General features: G+C 74.1%; 13 protein-coding genes and 1 pseudogene. 7 read left to right on the top strand and 7 right to left on the bottom strand.

What is annotated here, in order from left to right; all coding sequences use genetic code 11:
* Positions 1-48: 48 nt before the first annotated feature.
* Positions 49-1,722, top strand: a complete 1,674-nt coding sequence (locus tag AOQ37_RS21730) for a serine/threonine-protein kinase (protein WP_234436977.1) — start codon at positions 49-51, stop codon at positions 1,720-1,722.
* Between the two features lie 41 nt (positions 1,723-1,763).
* On the opposite strand, the gene AOQ37_RS21725 is transcribed toward AOQ37_RS21730, so the two are convergent.
* From AOQ37_RS21725 to AOQ37_RS21710, 4 genes are all read right to left on the bottom strand, one after another.
* Positions 1,764-2,180 carry a universal stress protein gene (locus AOQ37_RS21725; RefSeq protein ID WP_062646261.1) on the bottom strand — a complete coding sequence of 139 codons (417 nt, stop codon included), beginning with the start codon at positions 2,178-2,180 and terminating at the stop codon, positions 1,764-1,766.
* Position 2,181: 1 nt separating this feature from the next.
* Positions 2,182-3,711 carry an APC family permease gene (locus tag AOQ37_RS21720; RefSeq protein WP_062646260.1) on the bottom strand — a complete coding sequence of 510 codons (1,530 nt, stop codon included), beginning with the start codon at positions 3,709-3,711 and terminating at the stop codon, positions 2,182-2,184.
* Between the two features lie 192 nt (positions 3,712-3,903).
* Positions 3,904-4,119: a DUF4177 domain-containing protein gene (locus AOQ37_RS21715; RefSeq protein ID WP_062646259.1), complete on the bottom strand. Its 216-nt coding sequence runs from the start codon at positions 4,117-4,119 to the stop codon at positions 3,904-3,906.
* Between the two features lie 195 nt (positions 4,120-4,314).
* Positions 4,315-5,055 (bottom strand): class I SAM-dependent DNA methyltransferase, encoded by a 741-nt coding sequence (locus AOQ37_RS21710; protein ID WP_062646258.1) that lies wholly within the window; start codon positions 5,053-5,055, stop codon positions 4,315-4,317.
* Between the two features lie 501 nt (positions 5,056-5,556).
* On the opposite strand from AOQ37_RS21710, the gene AOQ37_RS21705 reads away from it, so the two are divergent.
* The 6 genes and pseudogenes from AOQ37_RS21705 (at position 5,557) to AOQ37_RS21680 (ending at position 11,875) form a co-directional block, all read left to right on the top strand.
* Entirely contained in the window at positions 5,557-5,760 is a 204-nt protein-coding gene (locus AOQ37_RS21705) for a cold-shock protein (RefSeq protein WP_020125862.1), read from the top strand.
* A 192-nt stretch (positions 5,761-5,952) separates the two neighbouring features.
* The gene (locus tag AOQ37_RS21700; protein WP_062646257.1) at positions 5,953-7,368 is read left to right on the top strand and encodes a DEAD/DEAH box helicase; all 1,416 of its coding nucleotides are present in this window, start codon (positions 5,953-5,955) and stop codon (positions 7,366-7,368) included.
* A 222-nt stretch (positions 7,369-7,590) separates the two neighbouring features.
* Positions 7,591-8,031 (top strand): OsmC family protein, encoded by a 441-nt coding sequence (locus AOQ37_RS21695; RefSeq protein WP_062646256.1) that lies wholly within the window; start codon positions 7,591-7,593, stop codon positions 8,029-8,031.
* Positions 8,032-8,278: 247 nt separating this feature from the next.
* Entirely contained in the window at positions 8,279-9,748 is a 1,470-nt protein-coding gene (locus tag AOQ37_RS21690) for a cytochrome P450 (protein ID WP_062646570.1), read from the top strand.
* 292 nt (positions 9,749-10,040) lie between these two features.
* Positions 10,041-10,232: pseudogene (locus AOQ37_RS38920) on the top strand (hypothetical protein); the annotation flags it as partial.
* A gap of 194 nt (positions 10,233-10,426) precedes the next feature.
* A complete protein-coding gene (locus AOQ37_RS21680) occupies positions 10,427-11,875 on the top strand; it encodes an alpha-amylase family protein (protein WP_062646254.1) in 1,449 nt (482 codons plus the stop codon).
* Between the two features lie 21 nt (positions 11,876-11,896).
* On the opposite strand, the gene AOQ37_RS21675 is transcribed toward AOQ37_RS21680, so the two are convergent.
* The 3 genes from AOQ37_RS21675 to AOQ37_RS21665 form a co-directional block, all read right to left on the bottom strand.
* The gene (locus tag AOQ37_RS21675; RefSeq protein ID WP_062646253.1) at positions 11,897-12,451 is read right to left on the bottom strand and encodes a DinB family protein; all 555 of its coding nucleotides are present in this window, start codon (positions 12,449-12,451) and stop codon (positions 11,897-11,899) included.
* An 87-nt stretch (positions 12,452-12,538) separates the two neighbouring features.
* Positions 12,539-14,317: an SWIM zinc finger family protein gene (locus AOQ37_RS21670; RefSeq protein ID WP_062646252.1), complete on the bottom strand. Its 1,779-nt coding sequence runs from the start codon at positions 14,315-14,317 to the stop codon at positions 12,539-12,541.
* On the bottom strand, positions 14,314-18,201 hold the full coding sequence (locus AOQ37_RS21665; RefSeq protein ID WP_062646251.1) for a vWA domain-containing protein: 3,888 nt from the start codon (positions 18,199-18,201) through the stop codon (positions 14,314-14,316). The genes AOQ37_RS21670 and AOQ37_RS21665 overlap by 4 nt, the downstream gene beginning before the upstream one ends.
* Between the last annotated feature and the right edge of the window lie 2 nt (positions 18,202-18,203).

The raw sequence follows: 18,203 nt of genomic DNA, 5'->3' as shown, positions 1-18,203 counted from the left end.
TCCTCGGTCGGATGTTCTGCCCGGGACAGGGCGCTGGGGGTACGGCACGTGGGGCTCGGACGAATGGAACTGTCCGGTTACGAGATCCAGGAGGTCCTGGGTCAGGGCGGGTTCGCCACGGTGTACCGGGCCAGGCAGCTGGCCGTGGGCCGGGAGGTCGCGCTGAAGGTGGACAGCAGGACGCTGTCCACACCGCGCGACCGGCAGCGTTTCCTGCGGGAGGTCACCGCGGCCGGGCAGTTGTCCGGACACCCGCATGTCGTACCGGTGTACGACGCCGGGGTGCTCGACGACGACCGCCCCTACATGGTCCTGGAGTTGTGCCCCGGCGGTTCGCTCGGCGACCGGCTGCACCGCCGGGGACCGCTTCCGCTCAAGGAGGCGCGCGACATCGGCGTCGGTCTCGCCGACGCGGTGGCGGCCGCGCACGCGGCGGGGGTGCTGCACCGCGACATCAAGCCCGGCAACGTCATGGTCAACCGGTACGGCGGTGTGGCCCTCACCGACTTCGGGCTGGCGGCCATGCCCCGGCCGGGGCGGGAACTGTCCGTGACCCGGGAGGCGTTGACCCCCGCGTACGCGCCGCCCGAGGCCTTCCACATGGCGGAGCCCGCCCCGGCCGGTGACGTGTACTCGCTGGCCGCCACCGTGTACGCCCTGCTGCGGGGCCGCCCGCCGCACCACCCGGAGGACGGCACCCAGCTCAGCCTCGCCGAACTGATCGTGCGTCACACCTGGCCGTACCCCGACCTGCCCGGCGTACCGGCGGCCCTCAACGCGGTCCTTCGGCACGCCATGGCCTCGGACCCGGCCCGGCGTCTGTCCGACGCGGGCGCTTTCCGGGACGCCCTCGCCGCCGTCGACCTCGACGACCCGGGCCGGCCGGACGGTCCGGACACCGTCCACGCGGGAGCCGGCGGCTTCGGGCCGGCGTGCGGCACGACCACCGAGCCGTCGTACCGGGACGCGCCGCCCCCTGCGTACCCGCAGCCTCCGTACCCGCAGCCACGGGGTGCGGGGCTTCCGTACGGGGGTGCCACGCCGCCGCCCGTCCGTGACGCGGGTCCCACGACCGCGGCCGTCGGGCCGGGCGGCGACGCCGAGGGCGGCGGACGGAAGGGAGCGCGGCGCACGCGGCTGATCGCCGTACTGGCGGCCGTGGCCGTCTCGGTGAGCGTGGCGGTCACGGTGGTGACGTACCAGTACGGCGGACAGGACCGCGGCGGCGAGGACTCCCGCTCGACGGCTCCCTCCGGTGCCGCGGCGGACGGCAAGGACGCCTCCGGTTTCGGAGGAGTGGCCACCACGACGCGGAACTGCCCCGCGACCGGCGTCGACGGGGTGGGCGGCCGGTGCGTCGCGACGCCCGAATGCTGGAGCGGCATCACTGACATCTCGGGCATCATCACCGTCAGTCGCGCGGACTGCCAGGCCAGGCATGTGTGGGAGACCTTCGCGATCGCCCCTCTGCCGGAGGACGGCATGACGAACAACGCGCGGGATCTGATCAGGCATCCTGACGTCGAGGCGCTGTGCTCGCAGCAGGTGATGAACGCGTCCATGGCCGCCGAGGGCCGGGAGATGGCGGCGGAGTGGAACGTCGACATCCTCCCGCCGACGGCGTCGGAATGGGACAAGGGGCTGCGCGTCTTCCGTTGTGTGGCCGCCGCGATGACGGAGGACGGGGAGAAGACCGGGAGCCAGTTCGCCGTGCGGGGGTGAGCCGGCGAGGGCGGAGCGGGGCGTGCGCGAGGCCCGGGGGCTCAGACCTCGGTCGGGACGCAGAGCACCGGGATGGTCGACAGGTGCAGGAGCTTGTGCGGGGTCGAGCCCAGCAGCGCCCCGCGCATCGGACTCTCGCCCCAGCTGCCCACCACGATGAACCGCGCCCCATGGCGTGCCGCGGCGTCGATCAGCGCCTGCGCCGGCTTCTGGTCGATGATCTCGACCGTCGTGGGCACGCCCGCCGCCTCGGCCGCCGTGACGGCGTGATCGAGGGCGACGCGTCCGGCCTCCCGGACGGCGTCGTGGTGGGCCCGGTACTCCTCGCCGCCCGATCCCGGGGCCGCGGCGCCGTAGACCAGCACGAGGTGTTCGCCGAACGCGGCCGCCGTCTGGATGGCGATACGCAGGGCGCGGACCGCGCCGGGGGACTCGTCGTATCCGAGGACGATCGCCATCTCAGGACTCCTTGCCGGGGGCGCCGGGGGCGCCGGGGGTGCCGTGGACGCCGTGGACGAGATCGGGGTCGGCCACGCCCGCGCGCTCCGACCAGAAGACGGGTGACCTCAGCCGCCACACCACCATGAGCACCACGCCCACGACGGCGATGCCGACGCCGATGACGAGCGGGGGGCCGACCCCGAGCCACGAGGTGCCGGTGTAGGAGTTCGCGGGGTCGGACATGTCGGAGACCGATTCCACGAGGAGCCAGGTCAGCAGCCCGGCGCCGACGAGCGGGCCGAGGCCGATGAGCACGAAGTGGCGGACGCTCTCCGTCAGATGGCGGCGGTAGTAGACGGCACAGGCCACTCCGGTGAGGGCGTAGTAGAACGCGATCAGCAACGACAGCGCGGTGAGCGAGTCGAAGAGGGCGTTGGCGCTGATCCGGTTGACGGCCAGGTACCAGGCGATGGCGATACCGGCGACCCACCAGGTGCTCACGTCGGGCGTTCGGAACCGCGGGTGGATGTGGGCGAAGTGCGCGGGCAGCGCGTGTCGGCGGGCCATGGACAGCGCCGTACGGGACGCCGGGATGATCGTCGTCTGTGTCGAGGCCAGCGCGGAGGTGGAGACCGCCAGCAGCACCACCCAGTCCCAGCCGCCCATCACCTGCCCTGCGAGCAGGGCGAAGATGAACTCCTCTTCGTCGGCGTTCTCGGCCAGGTAGGCCGGTCCGGCGTAGGCCACGACGGCGAAGCCGACCGAGACGTAGGTGACCAGCAGGACGACCGTCGACCAGACGCCCGCCTTGCCGGGCGCGACGGCTGAGTCCTCGACCTCCTCGGTGAGATTGACCGCGGACTCCCACCCCCAGTAGATGAACACGCCCAGCAGCAGGGCCCCGGTCAGGGTCGAGCCGCCCGCCCCGAACGGGTTGAGCCACTCGATCGCCGGCTCGACGGAGTCGAAGGTGCTGGTGTCCGCGTAGACGCGGTAGAGCGCCACGACGACGAAGGCGAGCAGACAGACGACCTGGGCCAGGATGAGGACGTTCTGTACCTTGGCGGAGATCTCGGTGCCGATGACGCACACGGCGGTCATCACGAGGATGAGCAGCACCGCGAGCAGCTGGCGCACGAAGTCGTTGTCGACCCAGCTGTCGAGGCCGAAGGCGAGCAGCGCGAAGCTCACGGCGACATCCGCCAGTGATCCCACGACCAGGACCCCGGTCATGGCGATGGCCCAGCCGCCGAGCCAGCCGGCCCATGGCCCCATCGCGCGGGTGACCCACGAGAAGGTGGTGCCGCAGTCCTGGTCGACCTTGTTGAGGTAGTAGAACGCCGACGCGATCAGCAGCATCGGTACGAACGAGGCGACCAGCACGCCGGGGGCGTAGATGCCCACGAGCGCCACGATCGGACCGATGACGGCTGCCAGGGAGTACGCCGGTGAGGTGGCGTTGAGCCCGATGACGAGGGCGTCGACGAACCCGATCGCGTCGGCCTTCAACCCGTCGGGTGGGCGTGCGTCGATGGTGTCGTCCGCCATGTTCCCTCGCTCCGGTTGTGCGTGCAGCCGTACAGCAGCCATACAACAGGGAGCTTCGGGACTTTCCGGTTCATTGACGGCCGATCGGCCGCAGGTGTCATCGCCGGGGACCGGGCGACCGGGAGCCGGGCCGGTGCCGCTCCACGGCAGTCGCGCGGAGCGGCACCCCTGGGCGGGAAGAGGCCGCGGGTGTCAGCGGCGCGGACGCTCCAGGGTGAGGAGCAGGCCCTCGACCGCACCGGGCCCGATCCGGCCCTTGACGTCGGCGGACGTGATCGCCTTGAGGGCCCACCCGTCCTCGGCGTGCTTGTTGAGCACCTTCTCCAGCTTGTCGCTGTCCAGCGCGTCGCCGATCAGGGACTCGCGGAAGGTGACGACCTTGTACTCGAGTGTGTGGGGACTGCTCATGACGGGCCCTTCTGTGGATGGACTGGCTGCCGGAACCGGGAACAGCCAATCACCGGCCGGCCTCCCCGCGCACGGCGGGGGCGGCTCCGACCGAGGCGAGGAGCGGAGCGGAGGCCGGGGGGGGCGGAGCGCAGGCAGGGGGAGCGGAGCGCGGGCAGGGGAGCGGAGCGCGGGCAAGGGGCAGGAGGGGGCGCGTCAGGCCGGCTTGCGCCACACGGAGATGTGCTGGGCGGAGTCCTCGGTGAAGGGGGTGCCGTCCCAGTCCGCGACACGCCGCTCCCGTTCGAGTCCCGCGATCCGTGCCATCAGGTCCAGCTCGGCCGGCCACGCGTACCGGTGCCGGGAGGCTCCGCGACGGTAGCGGCCGTCCTCGGCGTCCCGGGTGAAGTGGTGCGAGACGAGGATCTGCTCGACCAGGTCGAAGGTGTCGAAGCCGAGATGCCGTTCGGAGACGTCGAACGGCACGGCGATCTGTCCGGGCGGCAGGAACCGCAGGGGCGGCACCCCCAGTTCGATGACGAAGCGGCCGCCGGGCGCCAGGTGGCGTGCGGCGTTGCGGAAGCACTCGACCTGCTCGTCCTGCGTGAGCAGGTTCGTGATGGTGTTGTAGACGAGGTACACCAGGGTGAACCGGCCGGGGACGACGGTCGTGGCCATGTCCCCGATGGTGACCGGGAGCCTGTCCTCGTCGATCTTGCGTCGCAGGACGGCGGCCATGTGTTCGGAGAGTTCGATGCCCACCACCGGCACACCGCGCTCGCGGAGCGGCACCCCGACGCGTCCGGTTCCGATGGCGAATTCCAGTGCCCGGCCGTCCCCGGCGAGGTCGGCGAGGAAGTCGAGGGTCGGTCCGAGAACGGCGGCCGAGGATCTCTCGCCCTCCTCGGCGTCGTAGCGGTCGGCGGTCGCACGGGTCCACAGTTCGCTGCTCGTCACGAGCGGCTACTGTGCCGGGCGCGGCGGCGCGCTGTCGACGAGGTTTTTCCGGCGCCGATGGTTCGGTGCCGTGCCGGGAGGTGCCCGCGCCGTGCCGGGAGGTGCCCGCGCCGCGCCCGCGTGTCGTCCCCTCGCGCGGGGCTGTCGTGCCGCCCTGCCACGGCGGCCCGCCGGGGCAGGCGGGACGCGCTCGGGCCGTGGTCGAGTTCTCCTGGGGCGCACCTTGTGTAATCTGAAAATTAACCTTTCGCGTGTATTTGACTTCGTACAGGCTTGCGCGCCCGATCCGGTGCCGCGTGGGCGAAAGGTAGTGCGGTTGTATGTACCGTGCTAGGCTTCATGCTAGTTGCAGTTGTGGTTCCCGAAACTTCAAGTGCCTCGGCGGCTGTCTGTCGCCGGGCATTTTTGTATCTCCGGTGCTTATCCGGACGGGGTTCATTGTGGCAACGCATGGGTCCACACGGTGTGGACCTCTGGGCACTGCCCCGAAGGAGATGTGACATGGCTACTGGCACCGTCAAGTGGTTCAACTCGGAAAAGGGATTCGGTTTCATCGAGCAGGACGGCGGCGGCCCCGACGTTTTCGCTCACTACTCGAACATCGCCACCCAGGGCTTCCGTGAGCTTCAGGAAGGCCAGAAGGTGAACTTCGACGTCACGCAGGGCCAGAAGGGCCCGCAGGCGGAGAACATCACTCCCGCCTGACGCGAAAGCGTATGAGGCAGCTGGGGTCCGCACCGCTCGGTGCGGGCCCCAGCTTGCTGCTTTTCAAGGATTCCTCGGACAGTGATGGAATTCTTTCAGTCTCATTTTCGGCTCGTGCTTGCAATTCATCCGGCTCCTTCTCGCTTCCGCCGGGAATTCCTCGATGCGTGCCCCGTCGAGGAAGGTTCTCCGTTGAACCGTTCAGCTCGCACGAATGACCGTTCCGAGTTCGCACTCCCGGTCACCGTGACCCCCGCACTCCCCGCCGCAGCGACCTTCGGTGAACTGGACATGCCCGCCGCGTTGCTGGAGATGCTCGCCGCGCAAGGCCTGAACGAGCCGTTCCCGATCCAGGCCGCGACGCTGCCGAACTCGCTCGCGGGCCGTGACGTCCTGGGCCGCGGCCGCACCGGATCGGGCAAGACGCTCGCCTTCGGCCTGGCCCTGCTGGTGCGCACGGCCGGCCGGCGTGCCGAGCCGCGCAAGCCGCTGGCCCTGGTCCTGGTCCCCACCCGCGAGCTGGCCCAGCAGGTCAGCGACGCGCTCACCCCCTACGCCGGGCTGCTGAAGCTGCGGCTGGCCACCGTGGTCGGCGGCATGTCGATCGGCCGGCAGGCCGGGGCGCTCCGGGCCGGTGCCGAGGTGGTCGTGGCGACCCCGGGCCGTCTCGCGGATCTCGTCGAGCGCAAGGACTGCCGTCTGGACCGGGTGGACATCACCGTCCTCGACGAGGCCGACCAGATGGCCGACATGGGCTTCATGCCGCAGGTCACCGAACTGCTGGACCAGGTGCGCCCCGACGGCCAGCGCATGCTGTTCTCGGCCACGCTCGACAGCAACATCGACCTCCTGGTCCGCCGCTACCTCCACGACCCGGTGGTCCACTCGGTCGACCCGTCGGCGGCCGCGGTCACCACGATGGAGCATCACGTCCTTCAGGTGCACGGGGCCGACAAGTACGCCGCCGCCACCGAGATCGCCGCCCGCGACGGGCGCGTGCTCATGTTCCTGGACACCAAGCACGCCGTCGACCAGTTCACCCGCCATCTGCTGGGCAGCGGCGTCCGGGCCGCCGCGCTGCACGGCGGCAAGTCGCAGCCGCAGCGCAACCACACCCTGGCCCAGTTCAAGGACGGCCGGGTCACGGTCCTGGTGGCGACCAACGTCGCGGCGCGCGGCATCCACGTCGACGACCTCGACCTCGTCGTCAACGTCGACCCGCCCGCCGACCACAAGGACTACCTGCACCGCGGTGGCCGCACGGCACGCGCCGGCGAGTCCGGCAGCGTGGTCACGCTGGTCACGCACGGCCAGCGCCGCGACATGGCCCGTCTGCTGTCCGAGGCGGGCATCAGGGCACACATCACCCAGGTCCGCTCCGGCGAGGCCGAGCTGAGCCGCATCACCGGCGCCCAGGCCCCCTCCGGCGTCCCCCTCGGCGGCAGCAAGCCGGTCGCCGCGGAGGGTGCGCAGCGCGGCGGCGCTCCCTTCCGAGGCATGGGCACCCGCCCGGGGCGGCCCGGCCGCGGCGGCGAGTCGCGCAAGGCCGCCGAGGCCCGCAAGACCGCCGAGGCCCGCGCGGCGGCCCGCGTGCGCCGGGGCGCCTAGCCGCGGCGCCCGGCCGTCGAGCCGGGCTTCCGCAACGCTCGGCCGGACGGCGGGCCGGTGCCGCCGCCCGCTGCCCTGCGGACGGCGGCGGCGGGGCGGCGGGTCTTACGAGGCCGCCGAGCGCGTGGCCGCCGAGCGCGCGACCGCGACGGAGTCACGTCGGCGTTCCACCGGAGGTCCGTCCGCGTGGCGAGTCGGGGACGCGGCACTAGTGTCGTCGGCATGAGCGAAGACTCCCAGCGCCTCGTCACCATCGAGCGGACCGGCGCCGGCCGGTTCACCGCGACCAACGTCCGCGGTGGCACGATCGACTTCGGTACCGGCTCCGGCGCCGACGGCGGCACCGACTTCACCCCGGTCGAACTCCTGCTCGCGGCGATCGGCGGCTGCTCCGCGGCCGACGTCGACGTCGCCACCGGGCGGCACGCCGAACCCGCCGGGTTCACCGTCACCGTGACCGGCGAGAAGGTCAGCGACGACTTCGGCAACCGGATGACCGATCTCGCGGTCACCTTCTCCGTCCGTTTCCCCGAAGGCGCCTCCGGCGACCGGGCCCGCACGATCCTGCCCCGGGCCGTCACGGTCTCCCACGACCGGCTGTGCACCGTGAGCCGCACCATCGAGATCGGCACTCCCGTCACCGTGACCGTGACGGACGCCTGACCGGGCGGCGCGGGCACCGGTTCTTGTCCGCGCCGCAAGCGCGCCCGGCCCGGCAGCGGCGTGGCCAACCGCGAGCCCAGCCGACCGAGTTGAGGCGGCTTCGCGCCCGGGGGACGGCGGTTCCAGGAGCCCGCAGGGCCTCAGCCCCGGTCATTCACCGCGGGCCGACCCTGGGATAGGGTCCCACCGGTTCCGGCTACCGAAGGAAGACGCGCCGGTACGGGGAGTGTCGGAGGGCGGCAGAGCGATGGGATCGCAGGTGGGAGACGGCGGAGCCGTGGACCTGGACGGCACGCGGCTGGAGACGATGACTCCGGAACCGCTGCTGACCCGGGACTACGAGACGCGCCCCTCGCTCGTGTACGAGCGGCTCAGACAGCGGCACGGTCCGGTCGCGCCGGTCGACCTGCTGGGCGTGCCCGCCTGGCTGGTGCTCGGCTACCGCGAGTCGCTCGAGGTGCTCCAGAACGACGCGGGATGGCCGAAGGGGCTGGAGAACTGGCGGGCCCGCTCGGAGGGCAGGGTGCCGGCCGACTGGCCGCTCGGGCCGTCCCTGGAGGTCAACCATGTGCTGATCCAGGGCGGCCCCGGCTACCGGCCGCTGCGGACGGCGTGGGACGCGGCCCTCAAGCCGTTCCAGAACCCGCGCCGGCCGCAGGCCAAGAGGCTGAAGGCGGCCGTCGGCGGCTACGCCGACGAACTGATCAGCCTGGTGGGGCAGGCCGGCGGCACGGGCTGGGCGGATCTGTCCGCCCAGTTCTCCCGGCCGCTGCCGCTCATGGTCGCCAGCCATCTGCTCGGTTTCCCCGGGTCGCAGGGCGACGACGCGCTGATGGACATGTGGCGGGTCCTGGACGCGGGCCCGGACGCGGAGCCCGCCCTCGAACGGCTGCTGGCGGCCCTGGCCGAACTGGCGGCGGGCAAGCTGGAGAAGCCGGGCGAGGACTTCCCCTCGTATCTGCTGGCCGCACATCCGGAGCTCTCGCTCGACGAGCTCGCCCGCGAGCTCTTCATGCTGCTCGGCATGACCTCCGACCATGTCGGCATCCTCATATCCAATACGGTGGTCGAGGTCATCTCGGGTGAGGGCGGGGCGCGCGCCAGTCTGTCCGCCGGGATGGTCAGGGAGAGCATGAACCGGGTGGTCATGCGCAAGCCGCCGCTGGTGAACTTCGTGCCGCGGTTCGCGGCCCACGACACCCGGCTCGGCAACTACACGATCCGGGCCGGTGACCCGGTGTGGGTCTCCTCCGCCGCGGCGCACGCCGATCCCCTCTTCGCCGATCACGTGGAGTCGGCCACCGTCAGCACCCGGGCCCACCTGGCCTGGGGCGCGGGCCCCCGCCAGTGCCCGGCGCGTGAACTCGCGTCGACCGTCGCGGCGGTCGGTGTGGGCCGGCTGTTCGAGCGGTTCACCCACCTGGACCTCGCCCTCCCCGTCGATCAACTGCCCTGGCGCTCCTCGCCCTTCATGCGCGGCCTGCGCTCGCTGCCCGTGCGCTACGAACTGGCCACGACGCCGGAACCGCCGACCGCGCGGGTCCCGGCCGCAGTACCGGCCGGGCCCGGACGCAACACAGCACAGGACGCCGGACCCGCCGAAGGGCCGGCCGCCGTACCGGACACCGGGCAGGACACGGGACAGGCCGACCCGGACGTCCGTCGGCGCTCGTCGCTGTGGCGCTATCTGACCGGACTGATAGGCGTCGGCCGCTGAGCCGCTGAGCGGGGCAAGGTCCGTCGCGTTGCGGAAGGTCACGCTGTCGGCGCCCTTGCGCATGTCGACGGGGACGCCCAGCGTCCAGTGGTCGTCCCGGCTCCGAGTGCTCTTGACGGTGACCCGCCGCGGCGCCGCGGGGCCGGTGCGTACGGGCCGTCCTTGACGGCGCGGTGCCGTGGGTCAGTCGTTCGGCCCAAGTCGTGGCCGTGCCCGCGCCGGGTCATTGCGGCCCGTCCCCGGACGCCCGAGGGTGGAGCCAGGGGGCGGGCGGCGGCGAGGAGGACGGGCGATGACGGACGGCGACGCGGCGGACGCCGAGCGGCGGCGGCCGGCGGAGGCCGACGAGGGCACGGCGCCCTGGCGGCGCTGGGGCCCGTACCTGAGCGAGCGCCAGGGGGGCACGGTCCGGGAGGACTACGGCGCCGACGGCGACGCCTGGTCGTACTTCACCCATGACCAGGCGCGCAGCCGCGCCTCACGCCAGCACCCGTACCGCTTCGAGGCGCACGGCGAGACGTACTGCGCCGGCCTCGGCGCCTCGCACCAGACCGGCTGGACCGGCCTGGTGGCGGCCACCACGACGCTGTTCCACACCCTCACCGCCGAACAGTGGCAACGCGGCGGCCGGGAGTCACTGCGGCCCGAGCGCGACGGCGACCGCGAGGAACCCCTGTCATGACGGTCCTCTACGAGGTCAACACCGCTGTGTGGCTCGACGAGTTGAGCGGCCGGTGCGGTCGCCGGGTCACGCTGGGGGACGTTCCGGGCGAGGCCTGGGACGAGATCGCGCTGCCCGGCGTCGACACCGTCTGGCTGATGGGCGTCTGGGAGCGCAGCCCCGCCGGGCTGCGGATCGCGCTGCGCGACGAGGCCCTGCGGACATCGTGGCGCGCCGCCCTGCCCGACGTCACCGAGGCGGACATCATCGGATCCCCCTACTGCGTACGGGACTACGTCGTCGACGCCTCGTTCGGCGGACCGGCGGGACTGGCCGAGGCCCGCAGGCAACTGGCGGCCCGCGGAAAGCGGTTGATCCTCGACTTCGTCCCCAACCATGTCGCCCCCGACCACCCCTGGGTCACCGGCTACCCCGACCGGCTGATCCAGGGCACCGCGGACGACCTGTCGCGCGCCCCGGACGACTTCGTCGAGTCCGGCGGCCGGATCCTCGCCCGGGGGCGCGACCCGTACTTCCCGCCGTGGCCCGACGTCGTGCAGCTGAACGCCTTCGGCGACGCCCTGCGCAGGGCGACCGTGGACACGCTGGTGTCCATCGGCGACCAGGCCGACGGCGTGCGCTGCGACATGGCGATGCTGCTGATGAACGACGTCTTCGCCAAGACGTGGGGCGAGCGGGCCGGACCGGCGCCCGCCGAGGACTTCTGGCCGTACGTCCTTCCGCGCGTCCGCGCGCGCCACCCCGGCCTCCTCTTCGTCGCGGAGGCCTACTGGGACCTCGAACACGCCCTTCGCCAGCAGGGTTTCGACCACTGCTACGACAAGCGGCTGTACGACCGTCTGCTGCACGAGGACGCCGACTCGGTCCGCGCCCACCTGCGGGCCGACCTCGCCCACCAGCGAGGACTGGTCCGCTTCCTCGAGAACCACGACGAGCCACGGGCGGCCGCCACCCTGCCCGGCGCGCGGGAACGGGCGGCGGCCGTGACCGTGGCCACCCTGCCGGGCGCGACGCTGTGGCACGAGGGCCAGTTCGAGGGGCGCCGGGTCCGCCCGCCGGTGTTCCTCGCCCGCCGACCGCGGGAGCCGGTCGACGAGCCGCTGCGCGCCTTCCACCACCGGCTGCTGACGGCCGCGGCCGCCGTCCGCCGGGGCGAATGGCGGCCGCTCGACCCGACGGGTCGGCCGGACAACGACACCCGTCGCGGCCTGCTCGCCTGGATCTGGACGCATCCGGACGCGCGTCACCTGGTCGTCGTCAACCACTCCGACCGCCCGGCCCAGGCACGGCTGCCCCTGCCCTGGGACGACCTGCCCGGGCGCGAGCACCGGCTGACCGATCTGCTGACCTCACGGACGTACGACCGGGACGGCCACGAACTGACCGACCCCGGCCTGTTCGTGGCCCTGGACGCCTGGCAGACGCATGTCCTGGAGGTGAGCTGAGCGCCCCCGCGCGCACGGGCCTCAGCCCATGCTCTTCGCCCCGTCCAGGGACTCGCGGATGATGTCCGCGTGCCCCGCGTGCTGGGCGGTCTCCGCGACGATGTGCAGCAGGACCCGGCGGGCCGACCAGCGCGCGTTCGGCTCGAACCAGGGCGCCGCCGGCAGCGGGTGGTCCGCGTCCAGGTCGGGCAGGGACGTGACCAGTTCGTCGGTGCGCCGCGCCACCTCGGCGTACTCCTTCAGCACCCCGGAGAGCGTCTCGCCGGGCAGCATCCGGAACTCGTCGGCCCGCCGGGCGAAGTCGGCCTCGGTCATCTTGGTGAAGTCGGGCATCGTCGACGGACCCTCGAGGATGAAGGCCGCCCAGCCCCGTTCGACCGAGGTGACGTGCTTGATCAGGCCGCCCAGACAGAGCTCGCCCGCGGTGGTGCGCAGCCCGGCCTGCTCGTCGGTGAGGTCACGGGTGGTGAAGCGCAGGAAGTGCCGCTGCTTGGTGAGCGCCTCCAGCAGGTCGGCGCGCTCGCCGCGGACGGCGGAGGTCGCGGCGGTCTCGTCGAGGGAGGTGGGGTTGCCCATGGTCGCCTTCTTCCGTGAGTGCTGTTCCGTGTGCGAGCACCACGTTAGGAGCGATAGAGGTCAGATCCTGTCCTAGAGGCGCCGGGTTCACCGCGGAGTCGCGAGCACCTCCGCGTCCGCCCCCCAGGCCGCCGCGCACAGCGCTCGCTCGACCTCGCCCGTGTAGACGGCGGCGGCCAGCCAGGCGCGGGCGAACCGGTCCGTGTCCGCCGGGAGCAGCCGGCCGAAGGCGTCCCGCGAGCGGTCCGCGGCGGCGGCCCCGAGTCCGTCGAGCAGATCGCCCGCGGTGGCGAGACCGACGCGACGCAGCCGCCCGCCGTCACCCGCCCCGCTGTCCGGGAAGCCCAGCACGCGGCGGCCTCCGGACACGGCCTGGTGCACCCGGCGGCGCAGCAGGTGCAACGGTGCCTCGTCCACCGGGGGAGCGGGCGCGGCCGGCGTCGGCGCCGCCTGCGTGGGCAGGTCCGCGTGCTGGAGACGGTCCAGGCCCAGATCCACCCGGTCGCCGGGCCGGGCCGGGTGCTCGGCGGCGAGCAGCAGGGCGCGCGGGAGCGGCCCCGGCACCAGCCGCGCGACGATCCGCAGTCGGCTGCCCCGGGCCGCGGCCAGCAGACGGAGGTTGTCGCGGTAGGGGAGCGCGGGATCGTCGTGCGCCACGACGAGCCGGACCGCGAGGCCCGCGCAGTCGGCCAGCAGCCGGTCACCCGTCGCCTCGCGGACCGTGCCCGCCAGGGTGACGTCGAGGAAGAGCAGGCCGTGCCCGCCGCCCAGGGCGTGGGCGACCTGTTCGCCGACCGGTACCGCCCACAGCCGGTCGAGCGGCTCGGCGCTCCAGGCGGCACCGGCCGCCCGCACCGCCCGCACCCCGGCCCCGGCGCCCAGCCGGCCCGTGGGTGAGACGGTGGCGCCGGAGACCGCCAGGCCCGCGCGCGACAGCTCACGGTGCGTCAGCGCGGTGTCCCCGATCCGCACGGCCCGGTCGGCGGCGCCGGTCGCTCTGCCGGGGCCGCCGGGAGCCACGTCGGAGACCGTGTAGAGACGGCCCTGGGCATCGGCGGTCCAGGTGACGGCGCCCGCGTACCCCGTCGTCGTCAGGACGGGCTCCGAGAAGAGGCCGTACAGCCGCAGCGAGCCGTCCGGGGTGTACGGCATGCGGACGCCGGCGCGCAGTTCGGCCAGGTCCTGGCCGGTCGCGAACGGCAGGCGGTACGCCATGCCGAGGACGGTGCGCAGCGCGTCGGCGAGGTCGGGCAACCGGTGGGCCGGGTCGGCGGAGCGTGCCGCGCGGACCCCGTTGACCACGGAGACCGCGGCGGCCGCGACCCGGGGGAGCCCCGCGAGCCGCGCGGTGTGCGCGGCACGCAGCAGCTCCGCCTGGAGCACGGCACCGGATCCGTCCGCACCGGCTTCGAGCACGGCGGCCGCCGCGTCGTACACGGTCCGCGCGGCGGCGAGTTGGGCCGGGGCGGCGCTCTCCGTGGTCCCCGCGGTCTCGGGTGCCCGCGTGGTCTCGGCGTCCGGGGGCGGGGACGCCGCTTCGGCCGTCGGCTGCGCGGGGGCGCTGTCGGCGATGTCCTCGGCCACCGGCGCGGCCGAGGCCGCCGCCGCGCGGTGCAGACAGTCGGGCGCGAGCAGGCAACCGCAGCGGATCGCGTCCGCACGGGTCACCGCACCCCCGGTGGCGTCGAGGACGAGATCGGTGTCGTCGTCGACGGCGATCCGCACGGTGTCGCCCTCCCTGACGACCGGACGCGCCGCAAGCTTGGCGACGCCCGCGTCCAGCCGCTTGCGCAGCCGGGGGGAGAGCGCCTCGACGAGTTCGGCGGTGACGGACGGCGCGACCGGCGGCAGCGGGTACTGGCTCATGCGATCTTCTCCCCTACCCAGCGGGCGAGTTCCAGCGGACTGAGAGCGGCGACCGGCATGCCCGCGGCGACGAGCTGGCCCGCGACGCCGGTGGAGTAGCGCGGTCTGCCCGTGTCGTCGAGGCTGGCGCAGCCCAGCACATGACAGCCCGCGCCGACCAGCGCACGCACCTCGGAGAGCAGCCCGCCGAGCGGATAGCCCTCCTCGAAGTCGCTGACGACGACGACCAGCGTCCGCGACGGCACGGTGACCAGCTCGCGGGCGTGCCGCAGCCCCGCCGCGATGTGCGTGCCACCGCCCACGCTCACCTCCAGCAGCAGCGACAACGGGTCTTCGACCTGTCCGGTGAGGTCGATGACCTCGGTGGAGAAGGCCAGGAAATGCGTGGACAGCGTCGGCACCCCGGCCAGCACCGACGCCGTCAGCGCGGCCCACACGGTGGAGGCCTCCATGGACCCCGACACGTCCGTGACCAGGATCAGCCGCCAGTCGGCGGCGCGCCGCGCCCGGGTACGGAACACCGGGTGCTCGGGGACGACCTGGACCGTGCCGTCCGGGCCGCGCCGCGCGGTCGACAGATTGGCGCGCAGTGTCCGCGGGAGGTCGAGCCCGCCGCCCGGACGGCGGCTGGGGCGCGGCAGCGCCGTGCCGTGCAGGGCGGGGCGCAGCCGGGTGGCCAGCTGCCGGGTGAGCGCCTCGACGAGCCGACGCACCAGCGGGCGCAGCGCCGCCAGCCGGGCCTCGGGCAGTCCGCCCGCGTGCCGCAGCACGGTGCGCAGCAGATCGACCGACGGGCGCACGCTGTCCGCGTCCAGCTCGGTGAGCACGTCCTTGCGACCCGACGCGGCGGCCGCCGCCAGCACCTCCTCCCGGATGCCCGGCCCGAACAGCGCGGCCAGCTCCTGCGACCACTCCCGTACTCCGGGATACGGCGCTTCCCGGCCCCCGCCGCTCGCCGGACCGGTCAGGTCCCCGCGGCTTCCCTCGCCGCGCCCGCTGCCGTACAGCTCGTCCAGCGCGGTCGCCAACGCGCGTGCGGAGGGAGGGAGTCGATCGCTGCGGCGCCCCAGGAGGAGCCGCCAGCGGTCGGCCGGGGAGAGCCGACGCTCGAGCCGCTCCTCTCCTGTCGGTCCCGCCTCGTCGGTCACCGTGTCGGCCTCGGTGTCGGTCTCCGCGACCGTGTCGGTGTCGGTGTCGGACTGCGCGACGGTGTCGGTGTCGGTGTCGGGCTCCGCAAGTGTCTCGGTGTCGGTGTCGGTGTCGGTGACGGTCTCGGTCTCCGCGGCGGGCGCCTGCGCGTCGCCGCCCGGGGCGGGCAGCAGCCTCAGCGACCGCAGGGCGGCGCGGGCCGCGAGGTCCGCCCCCGCCCAGGCGGCGAGCGCCGCCGGATCAAGCCCGTCGGTGTCGGCGACGCGCCCGGTGCCGAGACGTTCCTCGACGGCCGAGAGGAGACGGTCGCGGGCCGCGGGACTGAGCGTCTCGAAGCCGCCGCGCAACGCGGGCAGCCGGTCGAGGAACTCCCGGTCGGGCAGTTCCGCCAGCCGGCCGAGGAGCGGCTCCAGAGCGGGAGCCGCGGCTTCCAGCAGCGGACCGGCGGCGGCCAGCAGCCCGCTCAGCCGGGCCGTCAGCGCCGAGCGCGAGTCGGCGTCGACGGCGCCGTCCACCCAGGACGCGACCCGGTCGCCGAAGGCCCGGGCGCTCTCCTGCCCGAGCAGCACCCGGACCGCTCCGGCGGCACCGCGCATCAGCGGGGAGCCGTCGGCGGCCAGCCGGGCGAGGGCGTCGGTGAGTCGGATGCCGCCCGCCAGGTCGGCCCGGTGGGCGAGTTCGAGCAGCGCGTGGGCGTCGGCCGGGTCCTCCGAACCGGTCAGTCCGTCCACCTGTCGCACCGCCGCGGAGGTGAGCAGTTCGGCCACGGCGGCCGCCCGCGCCGTACGGGCCGCGTCGGCGGCCAGCCCCGGCACATGACCGGCCCGCAGCCGGTCCGACAGGGCCAGTCCGGCGAGGAGTTCGGGCAGCGTACCGGCCGGCGGCAGCACCTCGGCGACATCGTCGAGCCGCTCGTCCGCCAGTGTCGGCAGTCCGCACTCCGCGGCTTCCGCGAGGCCTTGGAGCACCTGCGCGGCGGTCGACCCGCCCGCGTCCCCCTCCGCGCGGCGACGCTCCCGCAGCACACCCTCGGCGGCCTGCGCCGCGGTGACCCCGCGCACTCCGGCGGCGGTCAGCATGGCGGCCGTCGCCGGCGTCCACCGCACCTCCCAGCGCGAGGTGAGTGCCTCGGCCCCGCCCGCGCCGACCACCTCCTTCGCCTCCCCGTACGGCACACCGCACACCGTCAGCCGCCGGAGCAGCAGTTCGCGGCGCCGGTCGAGGTCCGACCGCAGCGGGTCGAGCCGCAGATCCCGCGCCGGGCCCGAGGCGTTCTCCGGCCCGGGCAGGCCGAGCCCCGCCACCTCGGCCTCGACGGCCGGGACGAGACCGCTGCGCGGCGCGCCCGGCGCGGGACGGCCGGTGCGGGTGCCGACCAGCACCCGCTCCATCGCCCTGGCCACGGCCCGCCCCCGCCCGTACGGCTCACCCTGCGCGAGGACCGTCTGCACGGCCTCGACCAACTCGCCCCGGCCCGCCGCGGGCAGGCCGCGCAGCCGCGCCAGGTCCGAGGCCAGCCGGGTGATCTCGCGCGCGTCGGCCGGCCCGGACGGATGACCGAGGTCCCGCAGGGCCGCGCACACCCGCACGGCCGCCCCGGTCAGCGCCTCCTCCAGCGCCGCCGGATCGCCCGCGGCGCGCAGCACCATGTCCTGCCACTCCGGGTCCCGGATGCCGGCCGGATAGCCGGACCGCTCGTCCAGCAGGGCGTAGGCGTACGGAATCAGCGAGGTGATCCACCCCGCCCGTCCCGCGGCCCCTTCGCCCGCCCGGACGGCGCCCGTAACGGGCCCCGCTTCCTGCTTGCCACCGGCCGGGGCGGTGGTTCCGGCAGGCTCGCCGATCGCCGGGCCGATGCTGCTCTCGCCCCGTTCGCCCGAGCTGGGGGCGGGGCCTTCGTTCCGCTGACCGACGGCAGGGGCGCAAACGCCGCCGCCTCCGGCCGGGCCCGGGCCGGTCAACGCGGGGGCGTGGAAGGCGCCGACGACCACCGCGGCGCGCTCGCCCCGTGCGGTGGCCTCGGCGATCCGGGCCCGCATCCAGTCCTCGCGCCGCAGATCCAGCTCGGGCACCCCGCCGGCGGCGGCCGCGTCCGCACGCAGCGCCCACCCCGTCAGCAGGGCCGCCCGGCGCAGCGCCTCGGGCGGCGAACCCGGGGCGGTGGCCTCGACGAGCCGGTCCCACAGATCCTCGCCGGGACGGCCCGTGAGCCGGGCACGCAGCGCACCGGCGAGTCCGGGCGCCCCGTCCGGGGCGGTGCCGCCGCGTCCCTCGCCCCACGCCCGGTCCGTGAGGGGCAGATCGCAGGCGAGCACCGGGACGCCGTGCCGGGCGGCCCAGCGCACCGCGGCCAGCTCGGGCGAGAAATCGGCGAAGGGGTAGAACGCCGGGCCCCCGCCGCCCCCGCCGTCACCGGGCGCGGCGGCGAGCGCGATCGGGGCCCGGGTCTCCTCGTGCCCGAGCCAGGGCAGCCACTCCTGCATCTCGGCCGGCAGCTCGACGAGCAGCACGTCGGGCTTCGCCTCGTCGAGCAGCGCGGGCACGGCGGCGGCCAGCGAGGGCGCGTGGTGCCGTACCCCGATGAGGTAGGGCGCGCCCGGGTCGGTGAGAACCGCGAGAGCCTCGTCCGGGGAGTCCGGGGAGTCCGGGGAGTCCGGGGAGTCCGGGGAGTCCGGGGAGTCCGGGGAGGCCGGGGAGTCCTGCGTGCCCGGCGCGGTGGTGGGATGCGGGGACACGG

It is taken from the genome of Streptomyces maremycinicus, from assembly GCF_001184025.1.
In the GTDB taxonomy this organism is placed as follows: Bacteria; Actinomycetota; Actinomycetes; order Streptomycetales; family Streptomycetaceae; genus Streptomyces; species Streptomyces maremycinicus.
Note: the sequence above shows the minus strand (reverse complement) of the source record. Positions and strands in the feature narration are given on the sequence as shown.